Genomic DNA, 20,823 nt, shown 5'->3' on the forward strand with positions numbered 1-20,823 from the left:
GAAGATTCCTCCCGCTCTGGAGGATTCCTTCTCAGCCGCGGCGCGCTCGGCCTCGGCGGCGGTGTCCGGCCGTGCCGAACTGTCCGTGGCCATCGGCGCGAAACGGGGCGACATCACCCGAACGAGTGGCGCAGGTCGGGATCTTTGCTCGAATCCCAGCCGTTCTACCAGGTGTGAGGGCAGAACTCGGCGGCGAGCAGACGGGTTTCGAGGCCGGTGTCCGTGATCCCCGTCGTGTTCACGCGGAACGTGAGAACCCGTCGGCCCCCGATCGCGGCGGCGCTTCGTACATAGCTTCCGGGTATCCGGCCGTTGTGTCCCCACACCGTGACACCGCACGGGAGCTTTGCCGGAAAGATCCCCATGCCGTACGAGCCATGCGCGGCACGGGTGTTGAGCATCTCGCGCAGCCGGCGCGAGGGCAGCAGACGGCCGCCGAGCAGCGCCGCGTAGAAGCGGTCCAGGTCGGCCAGCGTGGTCACCAGCTCACCCGCCGCGCCGGCCACGCGCGGGTCGAGCCGGGTGACGTCGGAGCCGTCGGGGGCGTAGTCCCGGCCGTGCGGCAGGGGCAGTGATCTGCGGGAGCCGGGGAAGGAGGTGCCCGTCAGCGAGAGCGGACCGATGATCCGGCGCCGGACCTCGGTGGCGTACGAGTGGCCGGTGACCTGCCGGACCACCATGCCGAGCAGGACGTAGTCGGTGTTGGAGTAGGAGTAGCTGCCCGGGTGGGCCGGAGGGAGGGCGAGAGCGATGCGTACGGCCTGAAGCGGGGTCAGGGGCACGGTTCCGTGGGTGACCCGGGTGAAGTCGGCGAGTCCGCCGGTATGGGTGAGCAGGGCGCGCAGGGTGATGTGCCGTCCGTCGGTGCCGCGTCCGCGCAGCAGTCCCGGCAGGTGCTGCTCCACGGTGTCGGAGAGGGACAGCCGGCGTTCCGCCTTCAGTTGCAGCACGACCGTCGCGACGAAGGTCTTGGTGATGCTGCCGGCGCGGAAGTGGTCGGCCCGCGAGATGCCGTGACCGGCGGACCGGTAGTGGGAGCCGTCCCGGTCCCGGGCCAGGAGGGCCGCGGCGGGCGCCCTGCCCTCGGTGACCAGCAGCGGGAGGACCGTGTCCGGGGCCGGGGTGGTGGAACCGGCGCCGGGGGCGGTGGGTGTGAACAGGAGGGCCAGGAGCACCGGTATGGACAGGACTGTCCGAAGCGTCGGCATCCGGTCCCCTTCCTTCGTCGGGGCCCATCATCCCGGCATGCGGAACTCTCGCTTCAGCCGGTCCCCGGGTGCGCGGAGCCCCGGGCGCCGTCAGGGGCACCCTGGGCGCCGGGCACTTGTCGGGTGAGAGACAATGGAGGCTCTGTCAGGGCGGGTTGCATGAGGGGACGCATGTCGGAGGCGGAGCGGGCGGGGACATCTCGTCAGGAGACTCGTCAGGACAAGGGCGAGCGTCGTCTCCTCGCCGGGCGGTACCGGCTGGGAGACGTCCTGGGCCGAGGCGGCATGGGCACGGTGTGGCGTGCCGAGGACGAGACCCTCGGCCGGACGGTCGCCGTCAAGGAACTGCGGTTCCCGTCGAACATCGACGAGGAGGAGAAGCGGCGCCTGATCACGCGCACCCTGCGTGAGGCCAAGGCGATCGCCCGGATCCGCAACAACAGCGCGGTGACGGTCTTCGACGTGGTCGAGGAGGACGACCGGCCCTGGATCGTCATGGAGTTGGTCGAGGGCAAGTCCCTCGCCGAGGCCATCCGCGAGGACGGTCTGCTGGAGCCCCGGCGGGCGGCCGAGGTGGGGCTCGCCGTCCTCGACGTGCTGCGCTCCGCGCACCGCGAGGGCATCCTGCACCGCGACGTGAAGCCGTCCAACGTGCTCATCGCCGAGGACGGCCGGGTCGTGCTCACCGACTTCGGCATCGCACAGGTCGAGGGCGATCCGTCCATCACCTCCACCGGCATGCTCGTCGGCGCCCCCTCCTACATCTCCCCGGAGCGTGCCCGCGGGCACAAGCCGGGTCCCGCGGCCGACCTGTGGTCGCTGGGCGGTCTGCTGTACGCGGCGGTCGAGGGTGTGCCGCCGTACGACAAGGGTTCGGCGATCGCCACGCTGACCGCGGTGATGACCGAGCCCCTGGAGGAACCCAAGAACGCTGGTCCGCTCAAGGACGTCATCTACGGCCTGCTCACCAAGGACCCGGCGCAGCGGCTCGACGACGCCGGCGCCCGGGTCAAGCTCAACGCGGTGATCCACGCGCCCGAGCCGGAGGCGATGGACGCCACACGGGTCGTTCCGCTGCCGGCGCAGCCCGACGGGCCCGAGGACAAGCGGGGCGAGGAGGCCGGGGAGAAGCTGCGCGGCGCGCTGCGGTCGGTCCGCAAGGCGGCCGGGGCGGCCGGCGCGGCGGCCGCCGCGCGCGCGAAGAGCGGGAGCGGCACGGCGGGCGCCTCCACCGGGACCTCTTCCGGGACCTCCTCCGGTACTTCCGCCAGGACCGCCGGCGGTGCTTCCGCCGACGGAGCCTCGGGCCGGGCGGCCGGATCGGGCTCGGCGTCCTCCGGGGCCGGGGGCGCCGCCGCGCAGGGAAGGCCGGGCGGTCCGGCCCAGGGTGCCGCGGGCGTGCCGAACTCCAGCGCGAACAAGTCGAGTTCCGGCTGGCCTGTGGTGCCGCCGCCGGACCTGGACCTGCCGCCGCGGCCGGTCCCGAGGGCCCCGCTCACCGACGTGGTGCCCAGGCGGACGCTGGTGATCATCGCGGTGGTGGTCGCCCTCGCGGTGATCGGCACCGTGCTGGCCATCGCGCTCAACGGGGACGACAAGGGCGGCAAGCACGACAACGGTGCCAAGCCCGCAGCGAGTTCGAGCGCCTCCACCAAGCGGGACAAGGGCACGGGGAGCAAGGGGAGCACCGGCGGCGCACGCACGGACGGCGACACCTCGCCGCCCGCCGCGACCGGCTCCACGGCGGACAGCGGGGCGAGTGTGAGCGGGTCCGACGACTCCGGTTCGAAGAACGGCGGGAGCGCGCCGGTGGAGTCGACCCGCAAGAGCCCGCAGGGGTACTCGATCGGGCTGCCCAAGGGGTGGAAGTACCAGTCGACCGGCGATGCCGGAGACCGCTACACCGGGCCCGACGGACAGAAGCTGCTCGTCGGCTGGACCAGCACGCCCAAGGACGACCCGGTGGCGGACTGGAAGAACCAGGAGCGCTACATGGTGCGTTCCCAGTACCGGAAGATCCGCATAGAGCAGGTGGACTACCGCCACTGGAACACGGCCGACTGGGAGTTCACCTACGTCGACGACGACGGCACCGAGTACCGCACCATCGACCGGGGGTTCGTGGTGAACGGCCACCTCGGTTACGGGCTGATGTACACCGCGAAGGCGGACAAGTGGGACAGTGGGCTCCGCAAGGACACATGGAAGACGCTGACGATGTCCTTCGAGCCCAAGTCGTGATGTGAACGAGCCCTGTTTGGCGCCGCGAGAATCCGTCATCCCCTCAATGCGGGTTGCCTCCGGCACGTATCGTGAATGGCTGCGGACCGTACGCAGCCGGATATGGATACGGAACGGGCCGTAAGGGAACGGATGTGAACGGCAGGCGGCCGGGGGAGGCAATGTGGACGACTACGCGGGCCGGGTGCTCGCCGACCGCTACCGCCTGCCGCTGCCGCCCTCCGACGAGTACGAACTGACCGAGACCCGGGCCTTCGACACCTACAGCGGGCAGGAAGTACTGGTCCGTCAGGTGCCGTTGCCGGAGGTCGTCGAGGCCGAGGTGCTCGACGCGGAGGGGCTGCCCGAGGGATTCACCGCCCGTGAGCGCGACGGCCACCGCGGCCCGGCGGCCCGCACCGCCACCCGCAGGCCCTCGGACCCGGCGGTGCGGCGCGCCGTCGAGGCCGCGCAGGCGGCGGCCCGCATCCCCGACCACCCACGCCTGGACCAGGTCTTCGACGTGTTCGCCGAGGGCGGCTCGCTGTGGATCGTCAGCGAGTGCGTGGCGGCGCGCCCGCTGTCCGCGCTCCTCGCCGAGCAGCCGCTGTCGCCGTACCGGGCGGCCGAGGTCGCCGCCGACGTCCTCATGGCGCTGCGCGTGCTGCACGCCCACGGCTGGGTGCACCGCAACATCACCGCCCGTACCGTCCTCGTCTGCGACGACGGCCGGGTGATGCTGACCGGCCTCGCGGTCGGCGCCGCGGAGGAAGCCCTGTGCGGGTACGACCCGGTGCCGGATCCCGACGGTCCGGGACTCGACGGCTCCGACGGGCATGGTGCCCCCGGCGCCGGAGGGACGGCCGGTGCGGCGAGCGGGCCGGACGCCGCCACGGGACCCGTTCCCCCGCCCGACGCGGATCCCGAGGCCGCGCGGCGCGCCGCGATCCAGGCCCGGGCGGCCGGCGGACTGCCGGTGCCGGGCGCGAACGGGGCTTCCGGCGGGGCCACCGCCTCCGGACCGCCGGAGCGGCGGGCGCTGGAGAGCGGGGAGGACATCCGTGCCGCGCGGGCCGGGGCCATCGCCGCGTACCGGGCGGGAGCCCGGGCCGCCGCCCGGGTGCAGGAAGCCGGGCAGAACGGCCGCGTCGCCCTGCCCGCGGCCCGCCCGCCCGCCGAGGGCGAGGCCGACATCACCCGCGCGGGCGGCCCGGCGCGGCCGCCGTACTCCACCGGACGGACCACCACCCCGCCCGGCCGGATCGCGGACCCGTATGGCGTGCGCGGCGCGCCTCGGCCCGGTGCCGACGGTGCCGCCCTCGCCCCGGGCCAGGCGCCGCACGGCTCCGCGGACACGGCTCCCGCGCCGCTCCCCGCCCAGGCCGGACCGGCCTCCCGCTGGGACGGACCGGCTGCCGGCGGTGCCGTACGCCGGGGGCCGGGTACCGCGCTGGCCGCCGAGCGGGCGCGGCAGGTGCGGATGACCGTGGTGGGGCCGGTGACGGAGCGCTGGGCGCCGGAGCAGGCCGGGCCCGTGCACGAGAACTGGCAGCTGGCGGCGCCGATCGGGCCCGCCACCGACCTGTGGGCCCTCGGCGCCCTGCTGTTCCGGGCCGTCCAGGGACACGCGCCCTACCCCGAGGAGTCCACGGCCGAGCTGGTGCAGCTGGTGTGCGCGGAGCCGCCCGCCTTCGCCGAGGAGTGCGGACCGCTGCGCCCGGTCGTGGAGTCGCTGCTGCGGCAGGACCCGACCGACCGGCTGGACTTCGAGGAGCTGAGCGGTTGGCTGCGCTCGCTGGTGCGTTCCGCGCCCGAGCCGGACGCCGGCACCCATGTCGTGCCCGTCCCGCCCGCCGACCCGAACCGGCTGCCGATCGTCCGGCGCCGCGGCGAGCTGGTGCGGCGCCGGCGCGCCGGACTGCCCGCGGCCCATCCGCACGGCCGGCACAAGCGGGCCCGGGAGGAGGCCCGTTCCCCGCGCCGGCTCGGCCGGACGCTGCTCCTGCTGATCCTCCTCCTGCTGGCCGGCGCGGTCGCGTACGCGATGCTGTTCATGCCCAAGCAGGGGGAGAGCGGCGCGGCGGGCAGCGACCGTACCGGCAGCGCCGGGCAGGCGAGCCCCGCCCCCTCGCGCACCCAGCAGCCGTCCTCCGGGCAGTCCGCGGACGGCGGTCCCTCGGCGTCCGCGCCCGCCACCGACACACAGACCGGCGGTGACCCCTCCGTCCCCGACGGGTTCACCCTGCGTACCGACCCGGAAGGCTTCCGGATCGCCGTCGCCAAGGGCTGGGACCGCACCCCCAAGAACGGCAGCGGCCAGGTGGTCTACTCGCACGGCGGCTTCGAACTGTTCGTCGTACCGGGCAGGGACAGTGCCTCGTCGGCCGGCAGCGACCCGATGGTCTACCAGCGGGACAAGGAGCGCGAGCTGCAGGCGTACCGGGACACCAGTTGGGCCACGGCCACCGGCCTGAAAACCATAGAGGTGGGCGGGCGAACCATGGCGGAGGGGCAGTTCACCTGGACCGACGGGCAGGGACGCGACCTGTATGTGCGCAACATGGCGATCCTGCTGAACGGCCGCTACCACATCGTCCAGGTCCGCGGTCCGGAGGCCGAGCGCGACGAGGTGACACGACTGTACGAGGAGGCGACCGCGACGTACCGCTACACAGGTTGAGCGCCCTGTATAGCGGTTGGGCGGCGCGCGATTCGGTTCCCGTTCGCGCGCAGAAGCGAAAACCGTCACAGTGCGGTTTCCTTGGGACCCCGCTTGTTCCCTGCGGGCAGGCCGGTCCTTAGTCTGACCCTGTCAAGAGCATTGCGGGGCAACGTGAATCAGATGCAGGGCCTGCTCATAGCGGGCCGCTACCGGCTTGCCGATTCGATCGGAAGCGGCGGCATGGGCCGGGTGTGGCGCGCCCACGACGAGGTGCTGCACCGGACGGTGGCCGTCAAGGAGTTGACCGCCGCGCTCTACGTCTCCGAGAGCGACCAGGCGGTACTGCTCGCCCGCACCCGGGCAGAGGCGCGCGCCGCCGCGCGTATCAACCACTCCGCCGTCGTCACGGTCCACGACGTGCTGGAGCACGACGGCCGTCCGTGGATCGTCATGGAGCTGGTCGAGGGCTATTCGCTGGCCGACGCGGTCAAGGAGCGCGGCCGTGTCGAGCAGCGGGAGGCCGCGCGGATCGGCCTGTGGGTGCTGCGGGCGCTGCGCGCCGCGCACTCCGCCGGCGTGCTGCACCGGGACGTCAAGCCCGGCAACGTCCTGCTCGGCCGGGACGGCCGGGTCCTGCTCACCGACTTCGGCATCGCCCAGATCGAGGGCGACACCACCATCACCCGCACCGGAGAGGTCGTCGGCTCGGTCGACTACCTCGCGCCCGAGCGGGTACGCGGCCACGACCCCGGCCCGTCCTCGGACCTGTGGGCGCTGGGCGCCACCCTGTACACGGCGGTCGAGGGCCGTTCGCCGTTCCGCCGCACCTCGCCGCTGAGCACCATGCAGGCGGTCGTCGAGGAGGAGGCGGAGGAGACCCGCCACGCCGGTCCGCTCGGGCCCGTCATCGCCGCCCTGCTGTCCAAGGAGCCGGCCCAGCGGCCGAGCGCGGAGGAGGCGGAGCAGATGCTCGCCGAGGCGGCGGAGGGCCGTCGGCCGAGCTCGGCACAGGCGTTCGTCCACACCCGGGGCTCGGGCATGGGCACCAACGGGTCGTACACGTCGGGCGCGGGCACCTCGGGGGCGTACACCTCCGCGTCGTACGCCTCCGGCGCGGGCACCCCGGGCTACGGCTCCGGGCCGGGTGGCCCGGGTCCGGCCGGCGGGGCCGCCGGCCGTTCCGTGACGGGGCCGACCACGGTGGCGCCGACCGAGGCGGGGGCCACCGAGATCGGGCCGCGCACGGCACCGGCCCGCTCCCGCCCCCGGCGCCGTCTGCGTACGCTCGCGCTCGTCGTCGCCGTCGCCGCCGTGCTCGGCGGAGGAGCGGCGGTGGCCTACCAGCAGTGGGGATCGGTCCACCAGGACGGCGGCACGGGCCGGGCGGCGACCCCGGCGCCGGCGACGTCGGCCGCGAGCACCCCGGCCTCCGAGGGCGCGGTCCCCGACAACTGGGAGCGCCACAACGACCCGCTGGGCTTCAGCCTGTCCCTGCCCAAGGGCTGGAAGCGCAAGGTGTACCAGATAGACGGCGGCCTCAAGCAGGTCGACTACTCGCCCGACGGCGGCCTGCACTTCGTGCGCATCGCCATCGACACCAACCCGGACTTCGCCGACGCCTACCAGCACCAGAAGGACCTGGAACAGCAGCTCCAGCGGCTGGTGGACTACCGGACCGTGACCCTGGAGGCGAACACCTACCGCGACCGCAAGGGCTCGCTGTGGGAGTACACCTGGACCGCGCTGCAGAAGGACCCGCCCCACGTGCCCGGCCCGCGCCACGCCATCGAGGAGACGTACTACTCGCGCGAGGGCGTCGAGTACGCGATCTACATGTCGACGCCCGAAGCCGGCTGGGCCAAGACGAGCAAGCAGTTCAAGTGGGTTCTTCAGAGCTGGCAGCCCAGCAGCTGACGGACCGGGTGGACCGGACGTACCGGCCGAGCGGACCGAACCGGGCGAACGCGGCCTGACGGCCTGAGGCTTGGCCGATCACCGCCCGGGAGGGCGTGCCCCGGTGCGGCATGATGGGGCCCATGGGATCCGAGGGGCACGACCTCCGTGTGATCGCGGGCCGTTACCGCCTTCAGGCGCGGATCGGGCGCGGCGGAATGGGCGTCGTGTGGCGGGCGAGCGACCAACTGCTGGGCCGCCTGGTGGCGGTCAAGGAGCTGGCCCCGGACGACTCCCTCCCGGACGACGACGTCCGTCGCCGCCGTGACCGCACCTTCCGCGAGGCGCGGGCGGTCGCGCAGTTGCGGCACCCGCACATCATCGTCGTGCACGACGTGGTCGAGCAGGACGAACGGCCGTACATCGTCATGGAGTTGATCGACGGCGGTTCGCTCGCCGACCGTATCGCCGCAGGTGGCCCCGTCGACGCGGTGGAGGCCGCCCGGATCGGCATCGACCTGCTGAGCGCGCTGCGCACCGCGCACGCGGCCGGGGTGCTGCACCGGGACATCAAACCGGCGAACGTACTGATCGAGTCCGGGACCGACCGGGTCGTGCTCACCGACTTCGGTATCGCGCAGGTCTCGGGTGCCACCACGCTCACCGAGACCGGCTCGTTCGTGGGTTCGCCCGAGTACACCGCCCCGGAGCGGATGTCGGGCGTGCGCACCGGACCGGAGTCCGACCTGTGGTCGGTCGGCGCGCTGCTGTGCGCGGCGCTCAGCGGCGAGTCGCCGTTCCGGCGCGACTCGCTCGGCGGCATCCTGCACGCCGTCGTCGCCGCCGATATCCGGCCACCCGTGCAGGCCGAGCCGCTGCTGCCCGTCGTACGGGGCCTGCTGGAGCGCGACCCCGACCGGCGGCTGGGCGCGGCGGAGGCCGAGCGGATGCTGCGGACCTTCCTGGAGACGGGCCGTACTCCGGACGCGCCGGGCACACCGGGCCCCGGCCGCACCCCCGGGACCGGCGACTTCGCGGGCCGCACCGCGGTGGCCGCCTCCTACACGCCGACCGAGCACGACGTGCCGCGCCGGTCCCTCGGCCCGCCCGCGTCCGCGCCCGAACAGCCGCCGGTCCCACGCCAGTCCGCGCGGGGCGTGCTGGTCGCCGCGCTGCTCGTCGCCGCGGTGGCCGGGGCGGGCGTGTCGGCGGCCGCGCTGCTGCTGAACCAGGGCGGGCACGGGGGCGGCACACCGGGCTCCACGCCGACCAGCACCTCCGCGTCCCCGACCGCCACCAGCGCCTCTCCGTCCCCGACGGTCACCGCGAGCGGAGCACCGGCCGCCACACCGAGCGGCGCGCCGGCGGCCTCCCGCACCCGTACCGCGCCCTCCGGCTACCGGACCGCCCGGGACCCGGCCGGCTTCTCCCTCGCCGTACCGCAGGACTTCACCCGTGACCGGCAGGGCGAGCGCGTCTTCTACCTGTCCGAGGGACAGACCTTCCGCCTCGGCGTCAAGGTCGCGAAGCCCGAACCGGGCGGCCCCGCCGCGGTGATGAGCCGCGCGGCGGCCGACGGGGCGGGCACCAACCCCGGTTATCACGACGGCCGCGTCACCGAGACCACGCACGCCGGACATCCCGCCGCGCTCTGGGAGTTCACCTGGGACGGCTTCAGCGCCGCGGAGGGGCCGCGCCACACCTACGACCTGTGCTGGGAGGAGGGCGGGCGGATGTACGACGTGTGGGTGTCCGCGCCGGTCGGGAAGGTGCGGGAGGCCCGGGAGTACTTCGACGTGGCCGTCGACACCTTCTCGGTCACGGCTTCGTGACCGCTTCGCCTTCCCGGTGGATCGGACGCTCATGGCGCGATATGGATGAACCATGAGCAGTGACGGGGGAGTCGGTCACCCGGCCGACGACACGACGAGTTTTGTTCTGCGACCGCCCCGCTCCGGCCCGGCGCCGGACCCGCGGCCTCCCGCGGTGCCCGCGCGGACGGCGCAGGATCCGGGGGCCGGACGGCTGATCGCCGGGCGGTACCGGCTGCTCGCCAAGCTCGGCCACGGCGGGATGGGCACGGTGTGGCGGGCCAAGGACGAGATGGTGGACCGCGAGGTCGCCGTCAAGGAGCCCCGGGTACCGGACCACCTTCCCGAGCGCGAACGCGCCAACGCCTTCGAGCGGATGCGCCGCGAGGCGCGCGCCGCGGCCCGGCTCGACCACCCCGCGGTGGTCGACGTGTACGACGTCGCGGTCGTCGACGGCAGGCCGTGGATCGTGATGGAGCTGGTGCGCGGACGCTCGCTGGGCGGCGCGCTCCAGGAGGGCACGCTGGACGCGCGCGAGGCGGCCCGGATCGGTCTGCAGGTGCTCGGCGCGCTGGAGGCGGCGCACGCGGCGGGCGTCCTGCACCGGGACGTGAAGCCGGACAACATACTGCTGGGCCGGTACGACCGGGTCGTCCTCACGGACTTCGGCATCGCGCAGATCGAGGGCGAGACGAACCTGACCGACACCGGCGGCTTCGTCGGATCGCCCGAGTACATCGCCCCGGAGCGGGTGCTGGGGCAGCGGCCCGGACCGGCGAGCGACCTGTGGTCGCTGGGCGTGGTCCTCTACACCGCCACCGAGGGCGTCTCCCCGTTCCGCCGCAGCAACACCCCGGCCACCCTCCAGTCCGTCCTCAACGCCGCCCCGGCCGCGCCCGCCACCGCCCGCGGCCCGCTGGCGGAGGCCGTCGACGGTCTGCTCCAGAAGGACCCCGCCCGCCGCCCGACGGCGGCGCGGGTCCGCGCCCTGCTGGAAGCGGCCGCGAACCCGCCGGCCCCGGAACCCACCCAGCCCGTGCAGGTCACCGCGCCCGCCGTACGTTCCGCGCGCCGCCCGGGCCGCAAGGCCTGGCTGGGCGCGGGCGCGGTCGTGGTGGCGGCCGCGACGGCCGGATACCTGGTTCTCGCGGACCCGTTCGCCGGCCCGCTCCCCGACGGCTGGACGACCCGGGCGAACCCCGGACTCGGCGCGTCGCTCGGCGTCCCGGCGAGCTACCAGGCGACACGGCCCGGCAAGAACGACTCCGACAAGAACTGGGTGACCTACGCGGACTGGAGCGGCGGCATCTGGATCGGCCTGCACCTGGCCAGGAAGTCGCAGGACTCCCTGCACGAGATCCAGAGCAACGCGCCGGCCCAGATGCACGCCGACGACGAGAAGTTCAAGAACGAGGGCGAGTACACCACCCTCGACATGCCCAAGGGCGCGAAGACGCACCCGGACGACGACGCCGAGTACCACGGCAGGCAGGCTGCCCGGAACACCGTCGTCTACACCACGGACGACAGCGAGAACCCGCGCCCGCGCGAACTCCAGATCTTCTACTACCGCACCAGGACCGGCGACCTGTACAAGCTCACCGTCAGCTATCCGGGCAAGGGCGACTTCACCGCCCGCGGCCGGGAGGTGGCGAAGGCGGCGATCGCGAACCTGGACGTCAAGAGGCCGTGACCGCCGGGCGGACGACCCGGGCCCGCTCCCGGTACCGCCCAGGGGTGGTACCGAACTCCCTGCTGAACGCGTGCGAGAGGGCGTACGGGCTGCCGTAGCCGCTCTCCCGGGCCACTGTCGCCAGGGGCACGTCCGAATCGCGCAGGCGGGTCGCCGCCAGGGTCAGCCGCCACCAGGTGAGGTACGCCATCGGCGGGCGGCCGACCAGGGAGGTGAAACGGCGGGCCAGGGTGGCGCGGGAGACGCCCGCCTCGGCGGCCAGGCGGTCGGCCGTCCAGGGGGCCGCCGGATCGGAGTGCAGGGCCCGCAGCGCGGCCGTCGTCACCGGGTCGGTCAGCACCGCGGGCCACGCGCCCGTCCGGGCCCGGGCCATCCAGGCGCGGACCATGTAGACCAGCAACAGGTCCAGCAGGCTCGGCAGGGCGAGACAGGAGCCCGGGCGGCGTTCGTCCAGCTCGCGGGCCAGCAGGTCGACGGCCGCGCGCAGTTCGGGAAGGTCGCCGACTCGGTGGGGCAGATGCACCACCTGCGGCAGCTCCGCCATCAGCGGATGCGTACGGCTGCGGTCGAGACGGTACTTGCCGCACAGCAGCTCGACCTCGGGGCCCGGCCCGGGACGGTGTACGTCCGTGTCCCGCACGTCCTCGAACGGCACCGCCCGCCGCACCTCGCCCGCGCCCGCCGCCGCGTCCGCCAGCACGTGCCCCGCCCCGTGCGGCAGCAGCACCACGTCCCCCGCGCCCAGCGGCACCGGATCGCCGCCCCCGTCCGGCAGGAGCAGGCAGGAGCCGCTCAGGACGACATGGAAGCCGGCTCCCTCGTACGGCGCGAGCCGCACGCACCAGCCGCCGCTCACCCGGAGCCGCCGCGAGGAGGGGCTGCCCACCCGGATCGCGGAGATCGCATCGCTCACCACATCCATGAGACATCAGCGTATTCGACCGAGCCGAACAAGCATTGGGATGCTCATTTCCGGCTCCTACGGTTCTCGGTATGGCTGATGAAGAAGTACAGAGCTTTGTGATCGGCGACGTCGAGGTGCTCCGCATCGTCGAGTGGCAGGGGCCGTACGTGCCCGCCGGCGACCTGGTCCCGGACTGCGGCCCCGAGGTGTGGAGCACCCATGAGGCGCAGCTCGTCCCCGACCACCGGGAGCCCGGCTCGGACCGTGCCGTGGTGACGCTGCAGACCTGGGTGCTGCGCGGCGGCGGCCGGACGGTGCTGGTCGACACCGGGGTCGGCAACGGCCGTGAGCGGCCCGGCAATCCGCTCTTCCACCGCCGGCAGGGGGACTTCCTGGGCCGGCTGGAACGGGCGGGGGTGCGTCCCGAGGACGTCGATGTCGTGGTCAACACCCATCTGCACGGCGACCACGTCGGCTGGAACACCCTGGACGCCGACGGCGAGTGGGTGCCGGCCTTCCCCCGCGCGCGGTACCTGCTGCCGGCCGCCGACGACCACCACTTCGGCCCGGAGGGCGGCTACGGGGGCGGTGTACGTCCCGACGACCGGCTGGTCTACGAGGACAGCGTCGCGCCCGTGCACCGGGCCGGGCAGGCCGTGGTGTGGGACGGCGAGTACCGCGTCGACGAGAATCTCGTCCTGGAGTCCGCCCCCGGCCACACCCCGGGGTCCTCCGTGCTGCGTCTCGAATCGCGCGCGGAGCGGGCCGTGTTCGTCGGGGACATGCTGCACAGCCCGGTGCAGATCCTGCGCCCCGAGTGCAGCAGCTGCTTCTGCCTGGACCCGCGGCAGGCGGCACGGACCCGCGTCCGGGTGCTCGAACGCGCCGTCGACGAACGGGCCTTGGTCGTCCCGGCCCACTTCGGCGGCGGTGGCGCCGTGGAAGTGCGCAAGGAGAGCGGGGAGTTCACCCTGCACCGGTGGGCCGGCTGACCGCCCGCTTCGACAAGGGCATGGTGCGCGCGGTACTCATGTGACATGAGTGCAGACGGCGAACTCCCGCCCGACGGACATCTGATCGGTGGGCGCTACCGGCTGGTCGAGCGCATCGGGTCCGGCCCGACCGGGACCGTCTGGCGCGCCCGCGACGAACGGGAGCGGCGACAGGTCGCCGTCAAGGGGCCCGCGCTGCCCGCCGATCCGGCCGACGACGAGGAGAGCCGGCGTGTCGCACACCGGCTCTACCGCGAGGCCCGGGCCGCGGCCCGGGTGCGGCACCCCTCGGCCGTCACGATCCACGATGTCGTCAGCGAGGACGGAGTCCCCTGGATCGTCATGGAGCTGGTCGAGGGCGAGTCGCTGCGGGAGGCCGTCCGGCGCGGTCCCCTCCCGCCCGCCGAGGCCGCTCGTGTCGGGCTCGCGGTCCTCGGCGCGCTGCGGGCCGCCTACGCCGTCGGGATCGTGCACCGGGACGTCAAGCCCGCCAACGTCCTGATCGAGTCCGGCACCGGCCGGGTCGTCCTCACCGACTTCGGGATAGGGGACGGGCACGCCGAAGAGTCCCCCGCCGCGTTCGTCGCCCCCGAGCGTGCCTCGGGTCCCGGCGCCGGGCCGGCCTCCGACCTGTGGTCGCTGGGCGCGCTCCTCACCGCCGCCGTCGAGGACGCGGAGTCCGGCCCCCTCGGGCCGCTGCTGGCGCGGCTGCACGCGCGCGAGCCCGAGGCTCGGCCGGGCGCGGAGGAGGTCGCGCGGACGCTGGCGGTACTGGCCGGGGACGAAGCCGCGCAAGCGCTCGTGCACGAGAGCGCGCCGCCGCCGAGGCGGGCCCCGGTCCCGGAACCCCGCCCCCTGACCTCCGCCCCCGCTCCCCGGCCCCGCCGCCGCACCCCGCTCGCCGCGCTGGGCCTGCTCCTCGCGAAAAAACCCGAACCCGAGTGATCGTCACCGTGCCAACCCGCTGATCAGCGCATTCGCTGCCAGTGATCACTGGCGTTGTGTGAGCACTCGGTGAATCCCCGTTACCGACGGGTACCCAAAGCCTTCGCCGCGGCATACCCTGCGCGTCATGACGGACTCGCAGGCCCCGGACATCACCGGTACCAACCCCCTCGCGCCCGCTCCCGAAGGCGCCCGTACCGCCGCCGACGTGGTCACCCCCGAGCTGGTGGCCCGGCTGACCAAGGGCGTCGTCGGCTCAGGCCGTACCGCCAACCACACCCCGTTCACCGGCGAGAAGCTGGCCGACCTGCCCGAGTCCACGCCCGAGGACGTCCTGGAGGCCTTCCGGGCCGCCCGCGCCGCGCAGGCGGTGTGGGAGAGGACGCCGGTGCGGCAGCGTGCCGCGGTGCTGCTCCGCTTCCACGATCTGGTCCTCGCCCGCCAGGCCGAGGTCCTCGACCTGATCCAGCTGGAGACCGGCAAGGCCCGTCTGCACGCGCACGAGGAGGTGCAGGCCGTCGCCGTCGCGGCCCGTCACTACGGCCGCAAGGCCCCCGCCTATCTGCGGCCCAAGCGGCACGCCGGCGCCATGCCGACCCTGACGAAGGTCACCGAACTCCGCCACGCGCGCGGGGTCGTCGGCCAGATCGCCCCCTGGAACTACCCCCTGGAGCTGTCCGTCGGCGACGCGCTGCCCGCCTTCGTGGCCGGCAACGCGGTCGTGATGAAGCCGGACACGGAGACCTGCCTCACCGCTCTGTGGGCGCGTGACCTGCTCGTCGAGGCCGGGCTGCCCGAGGGCGTCTTCCAGGTCGTGCTCGGCGAGGGCCCGGTCGTCGGCCCGGAGGTCGTCAGGCACGCCGACTACGTCTCCTTCACCGGCTCCACCCGCACAGGGCGCGAGGTCGCGCAAGGCGCGGCGGCCCGCCTGGTCGGCGTCTCCCTCGAACTCGGCGGCAAGAACGCCATGCTGGTGCTCGACGACGCCGACATCGAGAAGGCGGCCGCCGGCGCCGTACGCGCCTGCTTCTCCTCCGCCGGCCAGCTCTGCATCTCCATCGAGCGGCTGTACGTCCACGACTCCGTCGCCGACGCCTTCCTGGAGCGCTTCGCCGCCCGCACGCGGGCCATGCGGCTCGGCAACTCCCTCGCCTACGGCGCCGACATGGGCTCGCTGGTCGGGGAGCGACAGCTGAAGACCGTCGAGCGGCATGTGGAGGAGGCCGTCGCCAAGGGCGCGAAGGTGGTCGCGGGCGGCGTGGCCCGCCCCGACATCGGCCCCTACTTCTTCGAGCCCACCGTCCTCGACGGCGTCGAGGACTCCATGGCCGTGTGCGAGGAGGAGACCTTCGGACCGGTCGTGTCGATCTACCGCTTCAAGACCGACGACGAGGCGGTCGAGCGCGCCAACTCCACGCCGTACGGCCTCAACGCCTCCGTGTGGACCAAGGACGCCCGCCGCGGCCGCGACGTCGCCTCCCGGCTGCGCACCGGCACGGTCAACGTCAACGAGGGTTACGCGCCCGCCTACGGCAGCGTCCAGTCCCCGATGGGCGGCATGAAGGACTCCGGCCTCGGCCGCCGCCACGGCTCCGAGGGCATCCTCAAGTACACGGAGGCCCAGACGGTGGCCCAGCAGCGCCTGCTGCCGATGGCTCCTTCGCTGGGCATGGACGACGAGAAGTACGCGGCCTTCATGAGCCGCAGTCTCCGGCTGATGAAGGCATTCCGGTTCAGGTGACCCACCCAGGGGCGCGGGGAACTGCGCGAGAAACCACAGACGGCCCGCACGCGAACTCGACGAGGAGACACCCGTGCCCCAGGACACATACGACTACGACGTCCTAGTCATCGGCTCAGGCTTCGGCGGTTCCGTATCCGCCCTGCGCCTCACCGAGAAGGGATACAAAGTCGGCGTCCTGGAAGCCGGCCGCCGCTTCGCCCGCGAGAGCCTGCCCCGCAACTCCTGGGACCTGAAAAACTACCTGTGGGCTCCCAAGCTCGGCTGCTACGGCATCCAGCGCATCCACCTGCTGGGCAACGTGATGGTGCTCGCGGGCGCGGGGGTGGGCGGCGGCTCGCTCAACTACGCCAACACCCTCTACGTGCCGCCGAAGGCCTTCTTCGACGACCCCCAGTGGAAGGACATCACCGACTGGCACGAGGAGCTGAAGCCGTACTACGACCAGGCCCAGCGCATGCTCGGCGTGCGGCTCAACCCGACGATGACCCCCTCCGACGTGCACCTGAAGGCGGCGGCACAGCGGATGGGCGTCGGCGACACCTTCCACCTCGCGCCGGTCGGCGTGTTCTTCGGCGACGGCGAGGACGCCGACGGGACGGCGAAGGCGAAGCCGGGCGGCGAGGTCGTGGACCCGTACTTCGGCGGAGCCGGACCCTCCCGCAAGGCCTGCACCGAGTGCGGTGAGTGCATGACCGGCTGCCGCCACGGCGCGAAGAACACCCTCAACGAGAACTACCTGTACCTCGCCGAGAAGGCGGGCGCGGTGGTCCACCCCATGACGACGGTCGTGTCCGTCACCGACGACTCACGGGGCGGGTACGCGGTGGCGACGCTGCCGACGGACGAGAAGAAGAAGGGCGAGGGGCGGCTCTTCACCGCGCGGAAGGTCGTGATCGCGGCCGGTACGTACGGCACCCAGACCCTGCTGCACCGCATGAAGGCCGGCGGGCAGCTCCCGTACCTCTCGGCCCGTCTCGGCGACCTGACCCGCACCAACTCCGAGGCGCTGGTCGGCGCGCAGACGGACGACCGCCGCTACCGCAAGGCCACCGGCGAACCGAGGGCCGACTTCACGCGCGGGGTCGCCATCACGTCCTCCGTCCACCCCGACGAGAACACCCACATCGAGCCCGTCCGCTACGGCAAGGGCTCCAATTCGATGGGCGGCCTGTCGATCCTCCAGGTCCCCTACGCCGAGGGCTCCTCGCGCGTCCTGGCCTGGCTGGCGAACGCGGCCCGCCACCCCGTCCTGGTCGCCCGCTCCCTGTCCAACCGGCGCTGGTCGGAGCGGACCATCATCGGCCTGGTGATGCAGTCGCTGGACAACTCGCTGACGACGTACCTGAAGCCCGGTGGCGTCGGCAAGGGCCTGCTCACCGCCCGGCAGGGCCACGGTGCGCCGAACCCCAAGCAGATCAAGGCCGCCTCTCAGGCCGCGTCGGCCCTCGCCACCGAGATCAACGGCTTCGCCGGCAGCAACGTCGGCGAGCTGATGGGCACCCCGCTGACCGCGCATTTCCTCGGCGGCTGCCCCATCGGCGACTCCCCGGAGACCGGTGTGGTCGACCCGTACCACCGGCTCTACGGCCACCCCGGCATCTCGGTGGTCGACGGCGCCGCGGTCTCGGCCAACCTGGGCGTGAACCCGTCGCTCACCATCACGGCACAGGCCGAGCGAGCCATGTCGTACTGGCCGAACAAGGGCGAGGAGGACCCGCGTCCGGCGCCGGGAGCGGTGTACGAGCGGCTGAAGCCGGTGGAACCGCGGAACCCGGCGGTCCCCGCGGACGCGTTCGGCGCGCTCAAGCTGCCGTTCCTGGGGATCCCGGCGGTGCCGCCGAAGAAGTAGCCGGAGCCGGAAACCGGAAACCTGGAAAACGACGAGTGACCTGCGTCCCCCTCCGAACGCAGGTCACTCGCTTCTCACCGTCTTCTTGATCCGGCAGCAGGTTTGATCAGTGAAAGGCCCGGACGGTTGTCCCGCCTTACGCGACTTTTCTGTGATCCGAGTCACAGGAGATGGGCGTGACGAAGGGCCCCGCGGTGCTTGAGCCGCGGGGCCCTTCTTTCGTCAGCACCGACGTCAGGGCAGCGCCGGTGCCTGGAAGCGGCGCCGGGGGGTTGCGCCGCTGGCTCTGTGGTCTCGACCTCTGACGGACGGGCGATGGATCAATGCCGTTGTCTGCGAGGGGACTTGGGGGCTTGCACGCATCGTGCTGGATGGTGGAGGCATCCGCAACCGTTTGACCCGGCACTGGTGCATTTTTGCAATTTTCCGCCGGTCGGCCCCGGGCGTCCCCGGAGCCGACCGTTCTCATGGGTGACCGGGCTGCTGTCCCCTGCCGTCCGGTCACTTTCCTGGAGCGAGGTCCCACGACGTGCGGCACGACCCGCACGTCTCATCGCTCCAGCGAGCCACGCGTGGTTCTGTCGGGCCCGCCCCTGGCTGGCACGGACAACGGGCTCAACGAAGCGGTGGCCCGGACGGTCACGCGCCGTACGGGTGAGAGCGGCCCGAACTCAGATGCGACCCCGGCACAGCTCCAGCAGGGTCATGGCGAGCGCGGTGCCCGGCTTGCCGAGGGCCTCGCGGTAGCGGCCGAGGATCTCCATCTCGCGGGACAGGTGCACGCGCCGCCCGCCCGAGGCGATACGGGTCTCCTGCACGACGGCGGACACGGCCGTCCGCTCCTGGATGAGGCCGATGATCCGGTCGTCGAGCGCGTCGATGCGCTCGCGCGCGTCGGCGATGGTCTGTTCCGCGCCGGTGGCCGTCGTGGTCGTCGCCGTCGTCGTGGTCGTCACGGTGGTCATGTCGGGGCTCCTGGGAGGGTGATCGGCGGATGCCCCGGAACGACAAACCCCGGAAAACGACAGGCGCCCCGGGCCTTGTCGGCCCGGGGCGCCTGGAAAGTCGCTTGGCGTTCGCTCAAGCAGCACGACCATGGCAGCCGGCGGGCCGGGTGCCATAGGTAAAGAAGCGGGTCGTCTGCGTGAGCATGGAGCCAGTATGTCATGGGGGTGCCGTGATGTCCTCGCGGTTCTGCCGACCGAGTGAGGGGGGTGGGTGGGCGGAGTCCCGGCGGGACGGCGAGGTGTCCCACGCCCACCCCGTTAGAATCGGAGACACAGACCCCCGCCCAGACCGCCGGAAGGCACCCCGTGTCATCAGCGACTCCCGCTGCCGCCGCTCCCGACACCGTCCTGGTCGTCGACTTCGGCGCGCAGTACGCCCAGCTCATCGCCCGTCGCGTCCGCGAGGCGCGGGTCTACAGCGAGATCGTGCCGAGCACCATGCCGGTAGCCGAGATGCTCGCCAAGAACCCCGCGGCGATCATCCTCTCCGGCGGCCCCTCGTCCGTGTACGAGGCGGGCGCCCCCCGCCTGGACCGTGCGCTCTTCGAGGCCGGCGTCCCCGTCTTCGGCATGTGCTACGGCTTCCAGCTGATGGCGCAGGTCCTCGGCGGCACCGTCGACAACACCGGCGCCCGCGAGTACGGCCGTACCGACCTGCACGTCTCGCGCACGTCGTCCACCCTCTTCGAGGGCACCCCGGCCGAGCAGCACGTGTGGATGTCGCACGGCGACGCCTGCTCCGCCGCCCCCGAGGGCTTCACGGTCACCGCGTCCACGGACGTCGTCCCGGTCGCCGCCTTCGAGAACGACGAGAAGAAGCTCTACGGCGTCCAGTACCACCCCGAGGTCATGCACTCCACGCACGGCCAGCAGGTGCTGGAGCACTTCCTGTACCGCGGCGCGGGCCTGACCCCGTCCTGGACCACGGGCAACGTGATCGAGGAGCAGGTCGCCGCGATCCGCGAGCAGGTCGGCGACAGGCGCGCGATCTGCGGTCTGTCCGGCGGTGTGGACTCCGCCGTCGCCGCCGCCCTCGTCGCGCGCGCCATCGGCGACCAGCTGACCTGCGTGTACGTCGACCACGGCCTGATGCGCAAGGGCGAGACCGAGCAGGTCGAGAAGGACTTCGTGGCCGCGACCGGCGTCAAGCTGGTCGTCGTGGACGCCGAGGAGCGCTTCCTGACCGCGCTCAAGGGCGTCAGCGAGCCCGAGGAGAAGCGGAAGATCATCGGCCGCGAGTTCATCCGCGTCTTCGAGCAGGCGCAGGCGGAGATCATCGCGGACGAGGGCCCGGCCGTGGAGTTCCTCGTCCAGGGGACCCTCTACCCCGACGTGGTCGAGTCCGGCGGCGGCACCGGCACCGCCAACATCAAGTCGCACCACAACGTCGGCGGCCTCCCCGAGGACCTGGAGTTCAAGCTCATCGAGCCGCTCCGCAAGCTCTTCAAGGACGAGGTCCGCATGGTCGGCCAGGAGCTCGGCCTGCCGGAGGAGATCGTCCAGCGCCAGCCGTTCCCGGGCCCGGGTCTCGGCATCCGTATCGTCGGCGAGGTGACGAAGGAGCGTCTGGACCTCCTCCGCGACGCCGACGCCATCGCCCGCGAGGAGCTGACCGCGGCCGGCCTCGACCGGGACATCTGGCAGTGCCCGGTGGTCCTGCTCGCGGACGTCCGCTCGGTCGGCGTCCAGGGCGACGGCCGCACCTACGGCCACCCGATCGTCCTGCGCCCGGTCTCCTCCGAGGACGCCATGACCGCCGACTGGTCGCGGCTGCCGTACGACGTCCTCGCCCGCATCTCGACCCGGATCACCAACGAGGTCCGGGACGTCAACCGGGTCGTGCTCGACGTGACGTCGAAGCCGCCGGGCACCATCGAGTGGGAGTAGTCCCGCCG

13 protein-coding genes are annotated in these 20,823 nt (G+C 72.9%); 10 read left to right on the plus strand and 3 right to left on the minus strand.

Going from position 1 to position 20,823, the window contains the following annotated elements:
- Window positions 1–164 precede the first annotated feature (164 nt).
- Window positions 165–1,208, minus strand: a complete 1,044-nt coding sequence (locus AVL59_RS04610) for a serine hydrolase domain-containing protein (RefSeq protein ID WP_067299898.1) — start codon at window positions 1,206–1,208, stop codon at window positions 165–167.
- Window positions 1,209–1,379: 171 nt separating this feature from the next.
- On the opposite strand from AVL59_RS04610, the gene AVL59_RS04615 reads away from it, so the two are divergent.
- The 5 genes from AVL59_RS04615 to AVL59_RS04635 all read left to right on the plus strand — a co-directional run bounded on the left by AVL59_RS04615 (window position 1,380) and on the right by AVL59_RS04635 (window position 11,487).
- Window positions 1,380–3,449, plus strand: coding sequence for a serine/threonine-protein kinase (locus AVL59_RS04615; protein WP_079146520.1), 2,070 nt, complete (start codon window positions 1,380–1,382; stop codon window positions 3,447–3,449).
- Window positions 3,450–3,612: 163 nt separating this feature from the next.
- Window positions 3,613–6,108 carry a protein kinase gene (locus tag AVL59_RS04620; protein ID WP_067299900.1) on the plus strand — a complete coding sequence of 832 codons (2,496 nt, stop codon included), beginning with the start codon at window positions 3,613–3,615 and terminating at the stop codon, window positions 6,106–6,108.
- Window positions 6,109–6,270: 162 nt separating this feature from the next.
- Complete coding sequence (locus AVL59_RS04625) at window positions 6,271–8,004, plus strand: serine/threonine-protein kinase (RefSeq protein WP_067299901.1); 1,734 nt, start codon at window positions 6,271–6,273, stop codon at window positions 8,002–8,004.
- Window positions 8,005–8,126: 122 nt separating this feature from the next.
- Window positions 8,127–9,815: a serine/threonine-protein kinase gene (locus tag AVL59_RS04630; RefSeq protein WP_067299902.1), complete on the plus strand. Its 1,689-nt coding sequence runs from the start codon at window positions 8,127–8,129 to the stop codon at window positions 9,813–9,815.
- A gap of 52 nt (window positions 9,816–9,867) precedes the next feature.
- Window positions 9,868–11,487 (plus strand): serine/threonine-protein kinase, encoded by a 1,620-nt coding sequence (locus AVL59_RS04635; RefSeq protein WP_079146521.1) that lies wholly within the window; start codon window positions 9,868–9,870, stop codon window positions 11,485–11,487.
- Here the strand turns inward: AVL59_RS04635 and AVL59_RS04640 are convergent.
- Window positions 11,474–12,409 carry an AraC family transcriptional regulator gene (locus AVL59_RS04640; protein WP_067299903.1) on the minus strand — a complete coding sequence of 312 codons (936 nt, stop codon included), beginning with the start codon at window positions 12,407–12,409 and terminating at the stop codon, window positions 11,474–11,476. The two genes, AVL59_RS04635 and AVL59_RS04640, sit on opposite strands and share 14 nt — an antisense overlap.
- A gap of 71 nt (window positions 12,410–12,480) precedes the next feature.
- Between AVL59_RS04640 and AVL59_RS04645 the strand changes: the two genes are divergently transcribed.
- The 4 genes from AVL59_RS04645 (at window position 12,481) to AVL59_RS04660 (ending at window position 17,921) form a co-directional block, all read left to right on the plus strand.
- Window positions 12,481–13,383 carry an MBL fold metallo-hydrolase gene (locus AVL59_RS04645; protein ID WP_067299904.1) on the plus strand — a complete coding sequence of 301 codons (903 nt, stop codon included), beginning with the start codon at window positions 12,481–12,483 and terminating at the stop codon, window positions 13,381–13,383.
- A 45-nt stretch (window positions 13,384–13,428) separates the two neighbouring features.
- On the plus strand, window positions 13,429–14,328 hold the full coding sequence (locus tag AVL59_RS04650) for a serine/threonine-protein kinase (protein WP_067299905.1): 900 nt from the start codon (window positions 13,429–13,431) through the stop codon (window positions 14,326–14,328).
- Window positions 14,329–14,455: 127 nt separating this feature from the next.
- On the plus strand, window positions 14,456–16,069 hold the full coding sequence (locus AVL59_RS04655) for a succinic semialdehyde dehydrogenase (RefSeq protein ID WP_067299906.1): 1,614 nt from the start codon (window positions 14,456–14,458) through the stop codon (window positions 16,067–16,069).
- A gap of 73 nt (window positions 16,070–16,142) precedes the next feature.
- Window positions 16,143–17,921 (plus strand): GMC family oxidoreductase, encoded by a 1,779-nt coding sequence (locus AVL59_RS04660; protein WP_067299907.1) that lies wholly within the window; start codon window positions 16,143–16,145, stop codon window positions 17,919–17,921.
- 671 nt (window positions 17,922–18,592) lie between these two features.
- On the opposite strand, the gene AVL59_RS04665 is transcribed toward AVL59_RS04660, so the two are convergent.
- A complete protein-coding gene (locus AVL59_RS04665) occupies window positions 18,593–18,886 on the minus strand; it encodes a chorismate mutase (protein WP_079146522.1) in 294 nt (97 codons plus the stop codon).
- Between the two features lie 348 nt (window positions 18,887–19,234).
- Between AVL59_RS04665 and guaA the strand changes: the two genes are divergently transcribed.
- On the plus strand, window positions 19,235–20,815 hold the full coding sequence (guaA, locus tag AVL59_RS04670) for a glutamine-hydrolyzing GMP synthase (RefSeq protein ID WP_067299908.1): 1,581 nt from the start codon (window positions 19,235–19,237) through the stop codon (window positions 20,813–20,815).
- Window positions 20,816–20,823: the final 8 nt, after the last annotated feature.

Source organism: Streptomyces griseochromogenes, assembly GCF_001542625.1.
Lineage (GTDB): Bacteria > Actinomycetota > Actinomycetes > Streptomycetales > Streptomycetaceae > Streptomyces > Streptomyces griseochromogenes.

Excerpts from the sequence above, each read along its gene's own strand:
- AVL59_RS04610 (WP_067299898.1), bottom strand. The coding sequence starts at position 1,208 with ATGCCGACGCTTCGGACAGTCCTGTCCATACCGGTGCTCCTGGCCCTC.
- AVL59_RS04615 (WP_079146520.1), top strand. The coding sequence starts at position 1,380 with ATGTCGGAGGCGGAGCGGGCGGGGACATCTCGTCAGGAGACTCGTCAG.
- AVL59_RS04625 (WP_067299901.1), top strand. The coding sequence starts at position 6,271 with ATGCAGGGCCTGCTCATAGCGGGCCGCTACCGGCTTGCCGATTCGATC.
- AVL59_RS04630 (WP_067299902.1), top strand. The coding sequence starts at position 8,127 with ATGGGATCCGAGGGGCACGACCTCCGTGTGATCGCGGGCCGTTACCGC.
- AVL59_RS04635 (WP_079146521.1), top strand. The coding sequence starts at position 9,868 with ATGAGCAGTGACGGGGGAGTCGGTCACCCGGCCGACGACACGACGAGT.
- AVL59_RS04640 (WP_067299903.1), bottom strand. The coding sequence starts at position 12,409 with ATGGATGTGGTGAGCGATGCGATCTCCGCGATCCGGGTGGGCAGCCCC.
- AVL59_RS04645 (WP_067299904.1), top strand. The coding sequence starts at position 12,481 with ATGGCTGATGAAGAAGTACAGAGCTTTGTGATCGGCGACGTCGAGGTG.
- AVL59_RS04650 (WP_067299905.1), top strand. The coding sequence starts at position 13,429 with ATGAGTGCAGACGGCGAACTCCCGCCCGACGGACATCTGATCGGTGGG.
- AVL59_RS04655 (WP_067299906.1), top strand. The coding sequence starts at position 14,456 with ATGACGGACTCGCAGGCCCCGGACATCACCGGTACCAACCCCCTCGCG.
- AVL59_RS04665 (WP_079146522.1), bottom strand. The coding sequence starts at position 18,886 with ATGACCACCGTGACGACCACGACGACGGCGACGACCACGACGGCCACC.